The organism is Sulfitobacter sp. TCYB15 (assembly GCF_040435955.1).
Taxonomy (GTDB): domain Bacteria; phylum Pseudomonadota; class Alphaproteobacteria; order Rhodobacterales; family Rhodobacteraceae; genus Sulfitobacter; species Sulfitobacter pontiacus.
Map to the genome: position 1 here is coordinate 491,710 of NZ_CP159193.1, position 16,466 is coordinate 508,175.

Below are 16,466 nucleotides of genomic sequence, written 5' to 3' on the forward strand. Positions count from 1 at the left end.
ACAGGCGTTTGTGAAGGTTTTTTGACGAAAAGGATAAAATCCGAAAAAAGGGGTTGCGGGTATTTGGAACAAACCTTAGAACGCCCCTTACCGGAGACGCAGACATGCAGACACGGGGCGCTAGACGGGGACGACGGGTTACGGTTCGGGTCTTACGTAGCGGAGAAATTCTGAGGTAATTGAGGCGGGGCGCGCTGAGAAGTTTACGGCGCATCTTGGTTTCTTTTGTCTCGACGCTCTTTGAAATTGATAGATATCTGAAGAGATATGTGGGCGGTTTGGTTCATTCGATGGATCAACGTCTGTATATCGCGCTCTTAGGCTTCGGCCGATGATGGAGTGTCAGCTTCACTGTTTGGACGGCTTTTCGTTACTTTGGTAACTTTAAGCACTTCAAACGGAGAAAACGCCTGTATCATTCAGTAAGTGATGCAGGTTTGATGTGCAGAGGTTCGACGTCAAGGATACGCAGTAATGTGTTTCAACTTGAGAGTTTGATCCTGGCTCAGAACGAACGCTGGCGGCAGGCCTAACACATGCAAGTCGAGCGCACCTTCGGGTGAGCGGCGGACGGGTTAGTAACGCGTGGGAACATACCCTTTTCTACGGAATAGCCTCGGGAAACTGAGAGTAATACCGTATAAGCCCTTCGGGGGAAAGATTTATCGGGAAAGGATTGGCCCGCGTTAGATTAGATAGTTGGTGGGGTAATGGCCTACCAAGTCTACGATCTATAGCTGGTTTTAGAGGATGATCAGCAACACTGGGACTGAGACACGGCCCAGACTCCTACGGGAGGCAGCAGTGGGGAATCTTAGACAATGGGCGCAAGCCTGATCTAGCCATGCCGCGTGTGTGATGAAGGTCTTAGGATCGTAAAGCACTTTCGCCAGGGATGATAATGACAGTACCTGGTAAAGAAACCCCGGCTAACTCCGTGCCAGCAGCCGCGGTAATACGGAGGGGGTTAGCGTTGTTCGGAATTACTGGGCGTAAAGCGTACGTAGGCGGATTGGAAAGTTGGGGGTGAAATCCCAGGGCTCAACCCTGGAACTGCCTCCAAAACTATCAGTCTAGAGTTCGAGAGAGGTGAGTGGAATTCCAAGTGTAGAGGTGAAATTCGTAGATATTTGGAGGAACACCAGTGGCGAAGGCGGCTCACTGGCTCGATACTGACGCTGAGGTACGAAAGTGTGGGGAGCAAACAGGATTAGATACCCTGGTAGTCCACACCGTAAACGATGAATGCCAGTCGTCGGGCAGTATACTGTTCGGTGACACACCTAACGGATTAAGCATTCCGCCTGGGGAGTACGGTCGCAAGATTAAAACTCAAAGGAATTGACGGGGGCCCGCACAAGCGGTGGAGCATGTGGTTTAATTCGAAGCAACGCGCAGAACCTTACCAACCCTTGACATCCTGTGCTAACCCGAGAGATCGGGCGTTCACTTCGGTGACGCAGTGACAGGTGCTGCATGGCTGTCGTCAGCTCGTGTCGTGAGATGTTCGGTTAAGTCCGGCAACGAGCGCAACCCACATCCTTAGTTGCCAGCAGTTCGGCTGGGCACTCTAAGGAAACTGCCCGTGATAAGCGGGAGGAAGGTGTGGATGACGTCAAGTCCTCATGGCCCTTACGGGTTGGGCTACACACGTGCTACAATGGCAGTGACAATGGGTTAATCCCAAAAAGCTGTCTCAGTTCGGATTGGGGTCTGCAACTCGACCCCATGAAGTCGGAATCGCTAGTAATCGCGTAACAGCATGACGCGGTGAATACGTTCCCGGGCCTTGTACACACCGCCCGTCACACCATGGGAGTTGGTTCTACCCGACGACGCTGCGCTAACCTTCGGGGGGCAGGCGGCCACGGTAGGATCAGCGACTGGGGTGAAGTCGTAACAAGGTAGCCGTAGGGGAACCTGCGGCTGGATCACCTCCTTTCTAAGGATGATCTTAGCAGCGAGAACTTGTTCTCACTCGTAGATCACTTAGCAGGTCAGTAAACAAAACTGACCATATTCAAGGCATCGCAAGATGACCTTTCGGACCGAGCCGTCCTCATATCTCTTCAGCAAGCGTCTCACGCAGTGAGGCGCGAAGCCCCGACAGGGTATTTGCGCAGCAAATGTCCCGTAAGGGGTAGGGTTGCTTCATGCAGCCAACGTAACACGCAGCCCTCGGGCTACGCTGGGGCCTTAGCTCAGCTGGGAGAGCGCCTGATTTGCATTCAGGAGGTCAGGAGTTCGATCCTCCTAGGCTCCACCAAGCATACGGCCCTTGAATAACCGCTTGGGCTGGTCCCTCTCGGGACATTCCTTCGGAATGCCCTGCCGGGACGTCGCGGTTTTGCTTTGCAAAACACGCTGGGTCGGTAGCTCAGGTGGTTAGAGCGCACGCCTGATAAGCGTGAGGTCGGAGGTTCAAGTCCTCCTCGACCCACCAAGATCTTTGCCAGCTGAAGATCGTCGCCCAAACAGGGTTTTGCGCAGCAAAGCACGCGTTGGGCAAGCATACGATTTGACCATTAAGCACTGTTCGCAGTTCTTAATCGTCCAATCGGACGGCGCGCAAGCGCATGGGTGACATTCCTTTGGAGTGCATCTGATTGACATCGTAAAGAGAGATACAGTTACTTTAAGAGTAATCTTGAAGTAACAAACAACACGATCTGATCGCACCGCGTTAGGTGATGATCTCGGTTGCTGCTCCTTTTGGAGCCGGCGTTTACTTGACTGTTTCCTCGGTCTTTTGAACGTATCGCGACTGAAAGCGACGTGTTGTCCAAGTCAAGTACACTAACCAGAGTAGTGACGCCTGCTTCCTGCACGGAAGGTAGGCTATATGCACTACTCGCTGTCCACTCTTAGAGAGTGGGCGGGTAAAAGTATGCTTTTGATCTGGAATAAGGGAAGACAGTTTCTTACCAGCTTCTGTCTCCCGCGTTGGACTGCCTGCCTTATGCAGCGTCGTTAGTTTGTTGGTGTAAATAGCCCTCAAGTAGCGAAGCGGTAGGGCATATTAGGTAGTCTTTCTTTTTCTGGATCAAATCAAGCGCGAAAAGGGCGTTTGGTGAATGCCTTGGCAGTAAGAGGCGATGAAAGACGTGATACTCTGCGATAAGCCATGGGGAGCTGAGAATAAGCTTTGATCCATGGATTTCTGAATGGGGCAACCCACCTGATTGTTTATTGTTGTCCTACCGCTTTGCTACTTGAGGACGTAAGTTCGCAAGGTGCAGACGGTGGGTTCATCAGTAAGCAGAAACAGGTATTTATAGACTGAATACATAGGTTTATAAAAGCAAACCCGGGGAACTGAAACATCTAAGTACCCGGAGGAAAGGAAATCAATTGATACTCCCCTAGTAGCGGCGAGCGAACGGGGACCAGCCGAGCCATGAATGTGGTTAGAATGCGTTGGAATGCGCAACCAAAGTGGGTGATAGTCCCGTATAAGAAGCATGATTGGACGTATTAAGTAGGGCGGAACACGTGAAATTCTGTCTGAAGATCGGAGGACCACCTTCGAAGGCTAAGTACTCCTTACTGACCGATAGTGAACCAGTACCGTGAGGGAAAGGTGAAAAGCACCCCGACGAGGGGAGTGAAACAGTACCTGAAACCGAACGCCTACAATCAGTTGGAGGGTCTTTACGGCCTGACAGCGTACCTTTTGTATAATGGGTCATCGACTTGGTCTCACAAGCAAGCTTAAGCCGTTAGGTGTAGGCGTAGCGAAAGCGAGTCTTAATAGGGCGTTGAGTTTGTGGGATCAGACCCGAAACCGAGTGATCTAGGCATGGCCAGGTTGAAGATAAGGTAACACTTATTGGAGGACCGAACCCACATCCGTTGAAAAGGATCGGGATGAGCTGTGCCTAGGGGTGAAAGGCCAATCAAACTCGGAGATAGCTGGTTCTCTGCGAAATCTATTTAGGTAGAGCGTCATCCGAATACCCTCGGGGGTAGAGCACTGGATGGGTAATGGGGCCCCACAGGCTTACTGATCCTAACCAAACTCCGAATACCGAGGAGTACTAGATGGCAGACACACAGCGGATGCTAACGTCCGTTGTGAAGAGGGAAACAACCCTGACCTACAGCTAAGGCCCCTAATTCATGGCTAAGTGGGAAAGCAGGTGAGACGACCAAAACAACCAGGAGGTTGGCTTAGAAGCAGCCATCCTTTAAAGATAGCGTAACAGCTCACTGGTCTAAATAAGTTGTCTTGCGGCGAAGATGTAACGGGGCTCAAGCCATGAGCCGAAGCTTAGGATGCATTAATTGCATGGTAGCAGAGCGTAGTGTGACATAGTTCCATGTCTCCTTAGCCCTTCGGGGTATTGGAGACGCGGAGCTTTCTGTGAAGCCGGCGCGTGAGCGATCCGGTGGAGAGATCACTAGTGAGAATGATGACATGAGTAGCGACAAAGAGTGTGAGAGACACTCTCGCCGAAAATCCAAGGGTTCCTGCTTAAAGCTAATCTGAGCAGGGTAAGCCGACCCCTAAGGCGAGGCCGAAAGGCGTAGTCGATGGGAACCAGGTTAATATTCCTGGGCCAGATGGAAGTGACGGATCTCGAGGGTAGTTCATCCTTATCGGATTGAATGGGCTGCTTAGAGGTCCCTGGAAATAGCTCCATCGCTAGATCGTACCCTAAACCGACACAGGTGGATAGGTAGAGAATACCAAGGCGCTTGAGAGAACTATGTTGAAGGAACTCGGCAAAATACCTCCGTAAGTTCGCGAGAAGGAGGCCCGGTTCCTAGGCAACTAGGGGCTGGGGGCACAAACCAGGGGGTGGCGACTGTTTATTAAAAACACAGGGCTCTGCGAAGTCGTAAGACGACGTATAGGGTCTGACGCCTGCCCGGTGCCTGAAGGTTAAAAGGAGGAGTGAGAGCTCTGAATTGAAGCCCAGGTAAACGGCGGCCGTAACTATAACGGTCCTAAGGTAGCGAAATTCCTTGTCGGGTAAGTTCCGACCTGCACGAATGGCGTAACGACTTCCCCGCTGTCTCCAACATAGACTCAGCGAAATTGAATTACCGGTCAAGATGCCGGTTACCCGCGGTTAGACGGAAAGACCCCGTGCACCTTTACTACAACTTCACACTGGCATTAGGCCGAACATGTGCAGGATAGGTGGTGGGCTTTGAAACGTGGACGCCAGTCTGCGTGGAGCCTCCCTTGAGATACCACCCTTGTTCTGCTTGATGTCTAACCGCGGTCCGTTATCCGGATCCGGGACCCTGTGTGGTGGGTAGTTTGACTGGGGCGGTCGCCTCCTAAATCGTAACGGAGGCGCGCGAAGGTTGGCTCAGAGCGGTCGGAAATCGCTCGTTGAGTGCAATGGCAGAAGCCAGCCTGACTGCGAGACTGACAAGTCGAGCAGAGTCGAAAGACGGCCATAGTGATCCGGTGGTCCCAAGTGGGAGGGCCATCGCTCAACGGATAAAAGGTACGCCGGGGATAACAGGCTGATACTGCCCAAGAGTCCATATCGACGGCAGTGTTTGGCACCTCGATGTCGGCTCATCTCATCCTGGGGCTGGAGCAGGTCCCAAGGGTACGGCTGTTCGCCGTTTAAAGAGGTACGTGAGCTGGGTTTAGAACGTCGTGAGACAGTTCGGTCCCTATCTTCCGTGGGTGTAGGATACTTGAGAGGAGTTGCCCCTAGTACGAGAGGACCGGGGTGAACGATCCACTGGTGGACCAGTTGTTATGCCAATAGCAGTGCTGGGTAGCTATGATCGGACAGGATAACCGCTGAAGGCATCTAAGCGGGAAGCCCCCCTCAAAACAAGGTATCCCTGAGAGCCGAGATAGACCATCTCGTCGATAGGCCAGAGATGTAAGCGTAGTAATACGTTCAGTTGACTGGTACTAATTGCTCGATAGGCTTGATTTGATCCAGTAGAAGAAAGACTTCTTACTAGGACAAAAGCATACACATACAATCAGTCGTACTGACTTGGACATCCTCACCCAGAATGGTGAGGGGGCGGGAACGCGCATCCTTCGGATACGCTCTCTCCCGCTTGTTGCTCTTTTGCCAATGGCAAAAGCAGCAACATAGAGGTTTTACTCGGTTTGGTGGTCATAGCGTAAGCAAAACACCCGATCCCATCCCGAACTCGGCAGTTAAGTGCTACTGCGCCAATGGTACTGCGTCTTAAGACGTGGGAGAGTAGGTCACCGCCAAACCTAGCAAAACCTCTACGTATCTCTCAACGATGACAATAAATAAGCCAATACAAAAACATTGGCACCCGGCGCGGGATGGAGCAGCCCGGTAGCTCGTCAGGCTCATAACCTGAAGGTCGTAGGTTCAAATCCTACTCCCGCAACCAAATACAAAAAAATACGATATAAAAAACCCCGCATCACCTGCGGGCCTTGTGGCGTTTTGAGCCAACGTGATGGCGCGAGGGGTGACCTGATAGTAACGCAGGTACCGCGACTTATAGCTGAATTTGCGGAAGTGGGATGCTTCGTAAACACAAAGATTCGCACATAGACACCTCAGCGAGAGCGCAAACTGTAACCGCTCCACTCCATAAACCTGAACGCGCCCTAGAGCCGCAGCAGGCGTGCCTCATGGCGTTTCAGCGTGTTACGCGCGGCGTTGTATTGCTGTATCCCGATCTCCTCGGAAAGCGAGGGGAACAGCGCCAGTATCTCGTCGCGTTGCGCTTGGCCGATGCTTTGGAGTGTCTCTACTCCCGGCTGAAAGCTTTCTGTCCATGCCCCGTCCGACAGCACAAGCTGATGGCTTTCGAACATCAGGTGCACGTATTGTACAGACGATGGCGTGAACGTCCGGATCGTGTCACCATTCACCAAGTGCTTCGCGGCGACGAGGACCTCGTCCTGACCAAAATGTAGCATCGATCGCGCATCGGAGAGAAATATTCGGTGGTTGGGTGAAACGATAAGGTCCCGTTCCGGCGTTCCAGCGCCGAGAGCACCCGCCGTGATCAAAACGGGGCGCAGGTGTGGATAGACGACCAGCTCCGCCGCTGTCAGCTGGCGTGCACCGACCCAAGAGACTTTCTGCATTCCGTGGTCGCGTGTGATGACAGCGTCACCGGCTTTCAAGTGCTCTACAGGGGTGTCGCCTTTTGCAGTAGCGATCAGGCTGCCCGCGGTGAAACATGGCACGGTGTTCCCGACATAGAACTTGCCGTTGCCATCCTCCAACGTACCGGATGCGATGGAGCCGTCGCCGTCAAAATCCTGATCCGTATTGCGGTCAATCTTGAGTGTGCCGATATTGTCGCCCGCATTGGTACCTGGTGCCACCAGTAGATTCCCAAATGTCGGTGCGCTTGGGTCGTTGGCACCGCTTTCAGTGCGGGGCACCAGAACGTTGGCGTTGAACCGTACGTAGGTGTCGCCAAGTCCGCTGACATCGCTTTGGATATTCGCCGATTGGCCGGGGTTCATCGGAACGTAATTATATTGGACGATGCCGGCGTTATAGTCGGCAGCACTGGCATAGACCTTGATCCCGATGAAGGACGAGCCCCCGTCAAGTTCACCGTCTGCCGTTTCATTCTGTGTGATGAATTCGATGATGGCATCGTCAGCGAAGGGCTGGCTGCCACCGGAAAGTGTCATCTGACCAGCGCCGTCTTGGCCTGCGCTGGAGTTTGTGGACACAGCGGGATTATTGATAACATCGATACCAAACGCAAAAAAGCTCGCCATGTCTTTACCCTCTGGTGGCCTGTGGGTCGGTCAAATGATCCGGACCAGCCTAGTTTATAGCAATTTTTGCAATTTCATTAGCGATAAGTGGCGACAAATCGACTTAACTTTTGACATATCACATGGATGTGAAGCGGGCCTGACGCCAGTGGGGCGTCTTTATTGGCGCTGTCGATGGTGGCGGGTATGCCGCAGATGCGATGCTGATTTGAAAGGGCAGTTCGATGGGCAGGGACAACGATCGCCAAGGCAGCACTAGGTAGCAGTGAAACAAAACAGCGACTTATCGGGGATAAGTGGTGCCCAGGAGAGGACTCGAACCTCCACACCGTTGCCAGTACTAGCACCTGAAGCTAGCGCGTCTACCATTCCGCCACCTGGGCACAGGGGGGTTGTGAGGGAGCGTTTATTGTTGTGGGGCGGGGGTGTCAATTGGATTCTCGCAACAAAATGAAACGGTGTGAAAATAAATCCGGAAAACCGAGGTTTGGTGCGGTGGGACGGGCTTTCGAGGCGATCTCTGCCGGAATTGCTGCTTGTTCCCGAGGGGGGCTGGATGTATCTGTAGCGCTAGATTTTCTGGTCAGGGGTATCATCATGGCAAAGCTGGTCACGGTTTACGGCGGCTCCGGGTTTGTGGGGCGGTATATCGTTCGTCGCATGGCGTTGGCGGGATGGCGGGTGCGCGTCGCGGTGCGTCGCCCGAACGAGGCGCTGTTTGTGCGCACCTACGGCACTGTCGGCCAGGTCGAACCGGTCTTTTGCAACATCCGTGATGACGCTTCGGTACGCGATGCGCTGCAGGGCGCTGATGCGGTGGTGAACTGCGTCGGTATTCTGGCCGAGGCGGGGAAGAACACCTTTGACGCCATTCAGGCCGACGGCGCGGAACGCATTGCGCGCTTGGCCGCCGCCGAAGGGATCGCGCGTTTGGTGCAAATCTCTGCCATCGGGGCGGATGCCGAGGCGGATAGCGAATACGCCCAGACCAAGGCGATGGGAGAGGCCGGTGTGCTCAAGCATATGCCGCAGGCTGTTATCCTGCGCCCGTCGATCGTGTTCGGCCCCGAGGATGACTTCTTTAACCGTTTCGCCGGTATGACGCGGATCAGCCCCGCGATCCCTGCTGTAGGGGCGGATACGCTGTTCCAGCCCGTCTATGTAGATGATGTGGCCCACGCGGCGGAGCTTGCGGTGACAGGCAAGGCCGCTGCCGGTATTTACGAACTGGGTGGCCCCGAGGTCGAAAGCTTTCGCGGCCTGATGCAACGTATGCTTGACGTGGTGAACCGTCGCCGCATGGTTGTCGCCTTGCCGACTTTCGTGGCGCGGGTGATCGCCTTTGGCCTTGATGTGTTGCAATCGGTGACGCTCGGCCTGGTCAAGAACAACACGCTGACCCGTGATCAGGTCAAGAACCTGGCGCATGACAATGTTGTGGGCGAGGGGGCGCAGGGCTTTGATGCTTTGGGGATCAGCCCCGTGTCCATGGGCTCCGTCCTGCCCGAGTACCTGTGGCGGTTCCGCCCCTCGGGCCAGTATGACGAGATCAAGCAATCCGCGAAGAACCTGCGGACCTAACGATTTCGATGTCGAATTTGGAAAGGCCCTGCCGGCGACGGCGGGGCCTTTTGCGTTAGCTGTAGGCGTATACCAAAAGCGCTGCCCCCAGCAGGATGCGGTAGATCACATAAGGGGTGAAATTCACGCTGCGCAGCAGGCGCATCATCAGGACCAGTGCCGCCAGTGCGGCAACAAAGGCGAAGCCCGCAGCGATCGACGCGTCGCGCGCGAGCTGCGCGTCGGCTTGCCCGATCACATCCAGTGACAAAAGCGCGCCAGAGGCGAGGATCGTGGGAATCGACATCAACATGGACAGTGTGGCAGCGCTGGCGCGGTCGTAGCCCAGTTTGCGGGCGGCGGTGATGGTGATGCCCGACCGCGACGTGCCGGGGATCAGCGCCATCGCCTGCGCCAGTCCCATCCAGACGGCACCTTTGACATCCCAGTCGCCGGACTCCCGATCGCTGCGCCCCGTGTGATCCGCCCAATAGAGCACAATACCGAAAAGCAGCATGGTCCAGCCGATCACCGCGACAGAGCGGAGCATTTCGTCAATCCCCAGCAATTTGATCACCAGCCCGGCGACCAGCACCGGTAGTGTTGCGAGGATCAGCAGGGCGGCCAGCCTAGCGCCGGGGGTGTCCATCTTGCCGCGCAGCAGGCGACCAAGCCCGATGGTGGCTTCTGCGACCTCGGACCGGAAATAGAGCACGACCGCGAGAAGCGTGCCCACATGCACCGCGACATCAATCGCAAGCCCCTGATCCGGCCCGCCGGTCAGCGTGGGCAGCAGGATCAAATGACCCGAGGAAGAGACGGGCAGAAACTCTGTCAGACCCTGAATGATTGCGACAAGCAGCAGTTGGAACAGGGTCATAAGGGGGCCGGCCTTTGGGTCATTGGCGATGCCATAGGCGTATAACTTTGGGGGGCTGGAAGGAAAGCCTGTAATTGGGTCCGTAACGGACATAAATATGTGATAAATTTGCGGGAGTTTTGGGGTCGATATAAAATAAACCGCATATAGGTCAGCAATGCTGCCTTTATAATCGTTTGGCCCCTGTGTATGAGGGGGCAGCAACGTGTTTCAGGCGGAGAGATCCAAGATGGCAAAGCAGCCAATGCTCAAGTTTACAACGGTTTCCCGGGATATGCCCGAAAAGCGGATGCCGAATCTGCGTCGTGAAGACTTTAAAGAGATTTATGCGGAATACGCGGATGAGAAAGCGCAGGAGCAGTCCAGCCGCTGTAGCCAATGTGGCGTTCCATATTGCCAGACCCATTGCCCGCTGCACAATAACATCCCCGACTGGCTGCGCCTGACCGCCGAAGGGCGTCTGCAAGAGGCCTATGAGGTCAGCCAGGCGACAAACACCTTCCCCGAAATCTGCGGCCGCATCTGCCCGCAGGACCGTCTGTGCGAAGGCAACTGTGTGATCGAACAATCGGGCCACGGCACTGTGACCATCGGCTCGGTCGAGAAATACATCACCGATACCGCGTGGGAAAATGGCTGGGTGCAGCCGATCAAGCCCAAGACCGAACGCGCCGAATCCGTTGGTATCATCGGCGCGGGCCCCGGTGGTCTGGCCGCAGCCGACGTGCTGCGCCGCGCGGGTGTGCAGGTCACCATCTATGACCGCTATGACCGCGCGGGTGGTTTGCTGACCTACGGCATCCCCGGTTTCAAGCTGGAAAAAGATGTCGTCATGCGCCGCAACGACCAGCTGGCCGAAGGTGGCGTTAACTTTGAATTGAACTGCGATGTGGGCGTCGACATCAGCTTTGCCGATATCCGCGCCAAGCATGACGCCGTGATCATCGCGACGGGCGTCTATAAAACACGCGACATCCAAGCCCCCGGCGTCGGCGGCGTTGGCCTTGAGCGCGCGATTGATTTCCTGACCGTGAGCAACCGCAAAAGCTTTGGCGACAAGGTAGAGGAATTCGATTCCGGCCGTTTCAATGCTCAAGGGAAGCGCGTCGTCGTGATCGGCGGCGGTGATACCGCGATGGACTGTGTACGGACCTCGATCCGTCAGGGGGCGACCTCGGTCAAATGTCTGTACCGCCGTGACCGCGCCAACATGCCCGGCTCGCAACGCGAAGTGCAAAACGCCGAGGAAGAAGGCGTGGTCTTCGAATGGTTGTCCGCGCCCAAAGGGTTCGTCGGTGATCCGGTGACCGGCGTCGTCGTGCAAAAGATGCGCCTTGGCGCGCCGGATGTCTCGGGCCGTCAGGCCCCCGAGGTGATCGAGGGTGCCGATTATGTCGAAGAGGCGGATCTTGTGATCATGGCGCTTGGCTTTGAACCCGAAGACCTGCCCACGCTGTGGAACACGCCCGAGCTGCCGGTCAACCGTTGGGGCACGGTCAAGGCCGACTATATCACCGGCGCGACCGAGCTGGATGGCGTCTATGCCGTGGGCGATATCGTGCGCGGTGCGTCGCTGGTGGTCTGGGCCATCAAGGACGGGCGCGACTGTGCGCAGGCGATCCTTGAAAAGATGGGGGCCAGCGTGGCCATCGCGGCCGAATAAGCGCCCCTTTCAACTGATATTTCGCGCCTCGGGCGCGCCCGATTTAGGAGATTCCAAATGACCAAATATGATGACGCCTGGGTAGCACGCGAAGAAGCAAAACGCGCCTTCATGGCAGAAAACGGTCTGTATTCCGAAGAAGAAGAGCATTCATCCTGCGGGGTGGGTCTTGTTGTGAACATCGACGGCTCCAGCAGCCGCGCGGTTGTCGAAAACGGGATCAAGGCGCTCAAGGCGATCTGGCACCGTGGTGCGGTGGATGCCGATGGCAAGACCGGCGACGGCGCGGGCATCCACGTGCAGATCCCCGTCAATTTTTTCTACGATCAGGTGCGTCGCACCGGTCACAGCCCGCGCGAAGGCGAATTGATCGCCATCGGTCAGGTCTTTCTGCCGCGCACCAACTTTGCCGCGCAGGAAACCTGCCGGACCATCGTTGAAACCGAAGTGCTGCGGATGGGCTACTATATCTACGGCTGGCGCCACGTGCCCGTCGATACCTCTGTTCTGGGGGAAAAGGCCAATGCGACCCGTCCCGAGATCGAACAGATCCTGATTTCCAACGCCAAGGGCGTGGACGAGGAAACATTCGAGCGCGAGCTTTACGTCATCCGTCGCCGCATCGAGAAAGCCGCGCTGGCCGCTCAGGTGCCGACGCTTTACATCGCGTCGATGTCCTGCCGGTCGATCATCTACAAGGGCATGATGCTGGCGCAGGATGTTGCCAACTTCTACCCCGACCTGATGGACGAACGCTTTGAATCCGCGTTTGCGATCTATCACCAGCGTTATTCCACCAACACCTTCCCGCAGTGGTGGCTGGCGCAGCCCTTCCGCATGCTGGCCCATAACGGCGAGATCAACACGCTCAAGGGTAACGTCAACTGGATGAAAAGCCACGAGATCCGCATGGCGTCGGGCACCTTTGGCGACATGGCCGAAGATATCAAACCGATCGTCGCCGCGGGGTCGTCCGACTCTGCCGCGCTGGATTCGGTGTTCGAAGTCCTGGTGCGCGCGGGTCGTTCGGCCCCGATGGCGAAAACCATGCTGGTGCCTGAAAGCTGGTCCAAGCAGGCGGTCGAGCTGCCCCAGGCATGGCGCGACATGTATTCTTATTGCAACTCGGTGATGGAACCTTGGGATGGTCCCGCAGCGCTGGCCATGACCGATGGCCGCTGGGTCTGCGCCGGTCTTGACCGAAACGGCCTGCGCCCCATGCGTTTCGTCGTCACCGGCGACGGCATGCTGATCGCCGGTTCCGAGGCGGGGATGGTCCCGCAGGACGAGGCGAATGTCGTGCGCAAAGGCGCGCTTGGCCCCGGTCAGCTGCTGGCGGTCGACATCGAAGAAGGCAAGATGTTCGGCGACACCGAGATCAAGGACAAGCTCGCCGCGTCGCGTCCCTTTGGTGAATGGGTCGGCAAGATCAACGAGCTGGACAAAGCGCTTGGCGATGTCGAGGAAAAGGCCCTGTTCTCGGGCGATGAGCTGCGCCGCCGTCAGGTGGCAGCGGGCTATACCATCGAAGACCTCGAGCAGATCCTCGCACCGATGGCCGAAGACGCGAAAGAGCCCTTGGCGTCCATGGGCGATGACACCCCGTCGGCGGTTCTGTCGAACCAGTACCGCCCGCTCAGCCACTTCTTCCGCCAGAACTTCAGCCAGGTCACCAACCCTCCCATCGACAGCCTGCGTGAATTCCGCGTCATGAGCCTGAAAACGCGGTTCGGGAACCTCAAGAACGTGTTGGATGAATCCAGCGCCCAGACCGAGATCCTCGTGCTCGACAGCCCGTTCCTCGCGAACGCGCAGTTCGATCAGTTGATGACCGAATTCAACGCGAACTCCGTCACCATCGACTGTACGTTCGAGCCGGGCGGCAACAACCTGAGCGAAAACCTGCGCCGCATCCGGGACGAGGCAGAAGACGCCGTGCGCTCGGGCGCTGGTCACATCGTGCTGACCGACCAGTTCAGCGATGCGACCCGCGTGGCGATGCCGATGATCCTTGCGACATCTGCCGTGCACAGCCAGCTGACCCGTAAGGGCCTGCGGACCTTTACCTCGCTCAATGTGCGCTCGGCCGAATGTGTGGACCCGCATTACTTTGCCGTGCTGATCGGCTGTGGTGCCACCGTGGTGAACGCCTACCTAGCCGAGGATTCGCTGGCGGATCGTATCGGGCGTGGTCTGCTGGACATGACCCTGACCACCGCAATGGCCCGCTACCGCGAGGCGATTGATCAGGGCCTGCTGAAAATCATGGCGAAGATGGGCATCAGCGTCATGTCCTCCTACCGTGGCGGCCTGAACTTCGAAGCCGTAGGGCTGAGCCGTGCGATGTGCGCGGAATACTTCCCCGGCATGACCAGCCGCATCAGCGGGATCGGTGTGACCGGTATCCAACGTAAGGCCGAAGCGGTTCACGACCGTGGTTGGCAGGGGGATGGCGTCGTCATGCCCATCGGCGGCTTCTACAAGGCGCGCAAATCCGGCGAGACCCACGCATGGGAAGCATCGTCGATGCACATGCTGCAAATGGCCTGCAACAAAGCATCCTACCAGATGTGGAAGCAGTATAGCGCCAAGATGCAAAGCAACCCGCCGATCCATCTGCGCGACCTGCTGGATATCAAGCCGCTGGGGGCCCCAGTGCCCATCGAAGAGGTCGAATCCATCACCTCTATCCGCAAGCGTTTCGTGACGCCGGGCATGTCCCTTGGCGCGCTGTCGCCCGAGGCACATAAGACCCTGAACGTCGCGATGAACCGCATCGGGGCCAAGTCCGATTCTGGCGAGGGTGGCGAAGATCCGGCGCACTTCGTGCCCGAGGCCAACGGCGATAACCCGTCGGCCAAGATCAAGCAGGTGGCGTCGGGCCGTTTCGGTGTGACTGCCGAATACCTGAACCAGTGTGAAGAGCTTGAAATCAAGGTCGCTCAAGGGGCCAAGCCCGGCGAGGGTGGTCAGCTTCCGGGCATGAAGGTCACCGACCTGATCGCCCGTCTGCGCCATTCGACCAAGGGCGTGACCCTGATCTCGCCCCCGCCGCACCACGATATCTATTCCATCGAAGACCTTGCGCAGCTGATCTATGACCTCAAGCAGATCAACCCGCGCTGTAAGGTGACCGTGAAGCTGGTGGCGTCCTCGGGCGTTGGCACGATTGCGGCCGGTGTGGCGAAAGCCAAGGCGGATATCATCCTGATCTCGGGCCACAATGGCGGCACGGGCGCATCGCCTGCGACCTCGATCAAATATGCGGGTCTGCCGTGGGAGATGGGCCTGACCGAAGCGCATCAGGTTCTGGCGATGAACAACCTGCGCGACCGCGTCACCCTGCGGACCGACGGTGGTTTGCGCACAGGGCGTGACATCGTGATGGCCGCGATGATGGGGGCCGAGGAATACGGCATCGGCACCGCCGCGCTGATCGCGATGGGTTGTATCATGGTGCGTCAGTGCCAGTCGAACACCTGCCCCGTCGGCGTCTGCACCCAAGACGAAGCGCTGCGTGGCAAGTTCACGGGCAACGCGGATAAGGTCGTGAACCTGATCACCTTCTACGCCACCGAAGTGCGCGAATTGCTCGCCTCTATCGGGGCGCGTAGCCTGGATGATGTGATTGGCCGTGCCGATCTTCTGGCACAGGTCAGCCGTGGGTCTGCGCATCTTGACGATCTGGATCTCAACCCGCTGCTGATCACCGTCGATGGCGCGGCAGAGATCGTCTATGACCGCAACAAGCCACGCAACGCTGTGCTGGACACGCTGGACTCTGAAATTGTGCGCGACGCCGCGCGTTTCCTTGAAGATGGCGAGAAGATGCAGCTGAGCTATGCGGTGCAGAACACGCACCGTACCGTGGGCACCCGCGTCTCAAGCCACATCATCCGCAACTTCGGCATGAACAACCAGCTGCAGCCCGATCACCTGACGGTCAAGCTGACCGGTTCGGCAGGGCAGTCGCTGGGGGCCTTCGCGGCACCGGGGCTCAAGCTTGAAGTGTCCGGCGATGCGAATGACTATGTCGGCAAGGGTCTGTCGGGCGGCACCATCGTCGTGCGCCCGTCTATGGCCAGCACCATCGTCGCCTCTGACAACACCATCATCGGCAACACGGTGCTTTATGGTGCGACCAAGGGCTTTTTGTTCGCAGCAGGCCGTGCCGGTGAACGTTTCGGCGTTCGGAACTCGGGCGCGCATGTGGTGATCGAAGGCTGCGGCAGCAACGGGTGTGAATACATGACCGGCGGTGTGGCCGTGATCCTGGGCGAGATCGGTGCGAACTTTGGCGCGGGTATGACGGGCGGTATGGCCTATCTCTACAACCCCGATGGCAAGGCCGACAAAATGCTGAACCGCGAAACACTGGTGACCTGCCCTGTCACGGTCGAGCATTGGGAAAACCAGCTGAAGGGCCTGATTGAACGGCACCTGCAGGAAACCAACAGCCGCAAGGCCGAAGACATCCTGCAGCACTGGGACATTGAAAAGGATAACTTCCTGCAGATCTGCCCCAAAGAGATGCTGGTCCATCTGCCCGCCCCGCTGAGCGTCGAAGAGCACGCGATCCCGGCGGAGTAAGCAAAACGGATAGATCGGGCGCGGGGGAAACCTCGCGCCCGATTTCTTTTGTGCGTCGC

General features: G+C 57.0%; 5 protein-coding genes, 4 tRNA genes and 3 rRNA genes. 9 read left to right on the forward strand and 3 right to left on the reverse strand.

What is annotated here, in order from left to right; translation table 11 throughout:
• The first annotated feature begins 482 nt into the window (after window positions 1-482).
• The 6 genes from ABM428_RS02295 (at window position 483) to ABM428_RS02320 (ending at window position 6,354) form a co-directional block, all read left to right on the forward strand.
• Window positions 483-1,942, forward strand: a 16S ribosomal RNA gene (locus tag ABM428_RS02295).
• Window positions 1,943-2,190: 248 nt separating this feature from the next.
• A tRNA-Ala gene (locus ABM428_RS02300) sits at window positions 2,191-2,266 on the forward strand.
• A gap of 100 nt (window positions 2,267-2,366) precedes the next feature.
• Window positions 2,367-2,443: transfer RNA gene (locus tag ABM428_RS02305), tRNA-Ile, on the forward strand.
• A 603-nt stretch (window positions 2,444-3,046) separates the two neighbouring features.
• Window positions 3,047-5,912, forward strand: a 23S ribosomal RNA gene (locus ABM428_RS02310).
• A gap of 181 nt (window positions 5,913-6,093) precedes the next feature.
• Window positions 6,094-6,208 (forward strand): 5S ribosomal RNA (gene rrf / locus ABM428_RS02315).
• Together the 16S, 23S and 5S rRNA genes with 3 tRNA genes alongside form the textbook arrangement of a ribosomal RNA operon.
• Window positions 6,209-6,277: 69 nt before the next feature.
• A tRNA-Met gene (locus ABM428_RS02320) sits at window positions 6,278-6,354 on the forward strand.
• Between the two features lie 223 nt (window positions 6,355-6,577).
• Here ABM428_RS02320 and ABM428_RS02325 read toward each other — a convergent pair.
• Both ABM428_RS02325 and ABM428_RS02330 read right to left on the reverse strand, forming a co-directional pair.
• The gene (locus ABM428_RS02325) at window positions 6,578-7,714 is read right to left on the reverse strand and encodes a Hint domain-containing protein (RefSeq protein WP_353628123.1); all 1,137 of its coding nucleotides are present in this window, start codon (window positions 7,712-7,714) and stop codon (window positions 6,578-6,580) included.
• A 297-nt stretch (window positions 7,715-8,011) separates the two neighbouring features.
• Window positions 8,012-8,097, reverse strand: a tRNA-Leu gene (locus ABM428_RS02330).
• A 214-nt stretch (window positions 8,098-8,311) separates the two neighbouring features.
• Between ABM428_RS02330 and ABM428_RS02335 the strand changes: the two genes are divergently transcribed.
• Window positions 8,312-9,295, forward strand: a complete 984-nt coding sequence (locus ABM428_RS02335) for a complex I NDUFA9 subunit family protein (protein ID WP_353628124.1) — start codon at window positions 8,312-8,314, stop codon at window positions 9,293-9,295.
• 55 nt (window positions 9,296-9,350) lie between these two features.
• Here ABM428_RS02335 and ABM428_RS02340 read toward each other — a convergent pair whose 3' ends face one another.
• Window positions 9,351-10,154, reverse strand: a complete 804-nt coding sequence (locus ABM428_RS02340) for an undecaprenyl-diphosphate phosphatase (protein ID WP_132997425.1) — start codon at window positions 10,152-10,154, stop codon at window positions 9,351-9,353.
• 229 nt (window positions 10,155-10,383) lie between these two features.
• On the opposite strand from ABM428_RS02340, the gene ABM428_RS02345 reads away from it, so the two are divergent.
• Both ABM428_RS02345 and gltB read left to right on the forward strand, forming a co-directional pair.
• The gene (locus ABM428_RS02345; RefSeq protein WP_037942908.1) at window positions 10,384-11,817 is read left to right on the forward strand and encodes an NAD(P)-dependent oxidoreductase; all 1,434 of its coding nucleotides are present in this window, start codon (window positions 10,384-10,386) and stop codon (window positions 11,815-11,817) included.
• 57 nt (window positions 11,818-11,874) lie between these two features.
• Window positions 11,875-16,407: a glutamate synthase large subunit gene (gene gltB, locus ABM428_RS02350; RefSeq protein ID WP_132997426.1), complete on the forward strand. Its 4,533-nt coding sequence runs from the start codon at window positions 11,875-11,877 to the stop codon at window positions 16,405-16,407.
• Window positions 16,408-16,466 lie beyond the last annotated feature (59 nt).

Bases quoted from the DNA above. Each gene is read 5' to 3' on its own strand.
- ABM428_RS02345 (WP_037942908.1), top strand. From the start codon at position 10,384: ATGGCAAAGCAGCCAATGCTCAAGTTTACAACGGTTTCCCGGGATATG.
- ABM428_RS02325 (WP_353628123.1), bottom strand. From the start codon at position 7,714: ATGGCGAGCTTTTTTGCGTTTGGTATCGATGTTATCAATAATCCCGCT.
- ABM428_RS02335 (WP_353628124.1), top strand. From the start codon at position 8,312: ATGGCAAAGCTGGTCACGGTTTACGGCGGCTCCGGGTTTGTGGGGCGG.
- gltB (WP_132997426.1), top strand. From the start codon at position 11,875: ATGACCAAATATGATGACGCCTGGGTAGCACGCGAAGAAGCAAAACGC.
- ABM428_RS02340 (WP_132997425.1), bottom strand. From the start codon at position 10,154: ATGACCCTGTTCCAACTGCTGCTTGTCGCAATCATTCAGGGTCTGACA.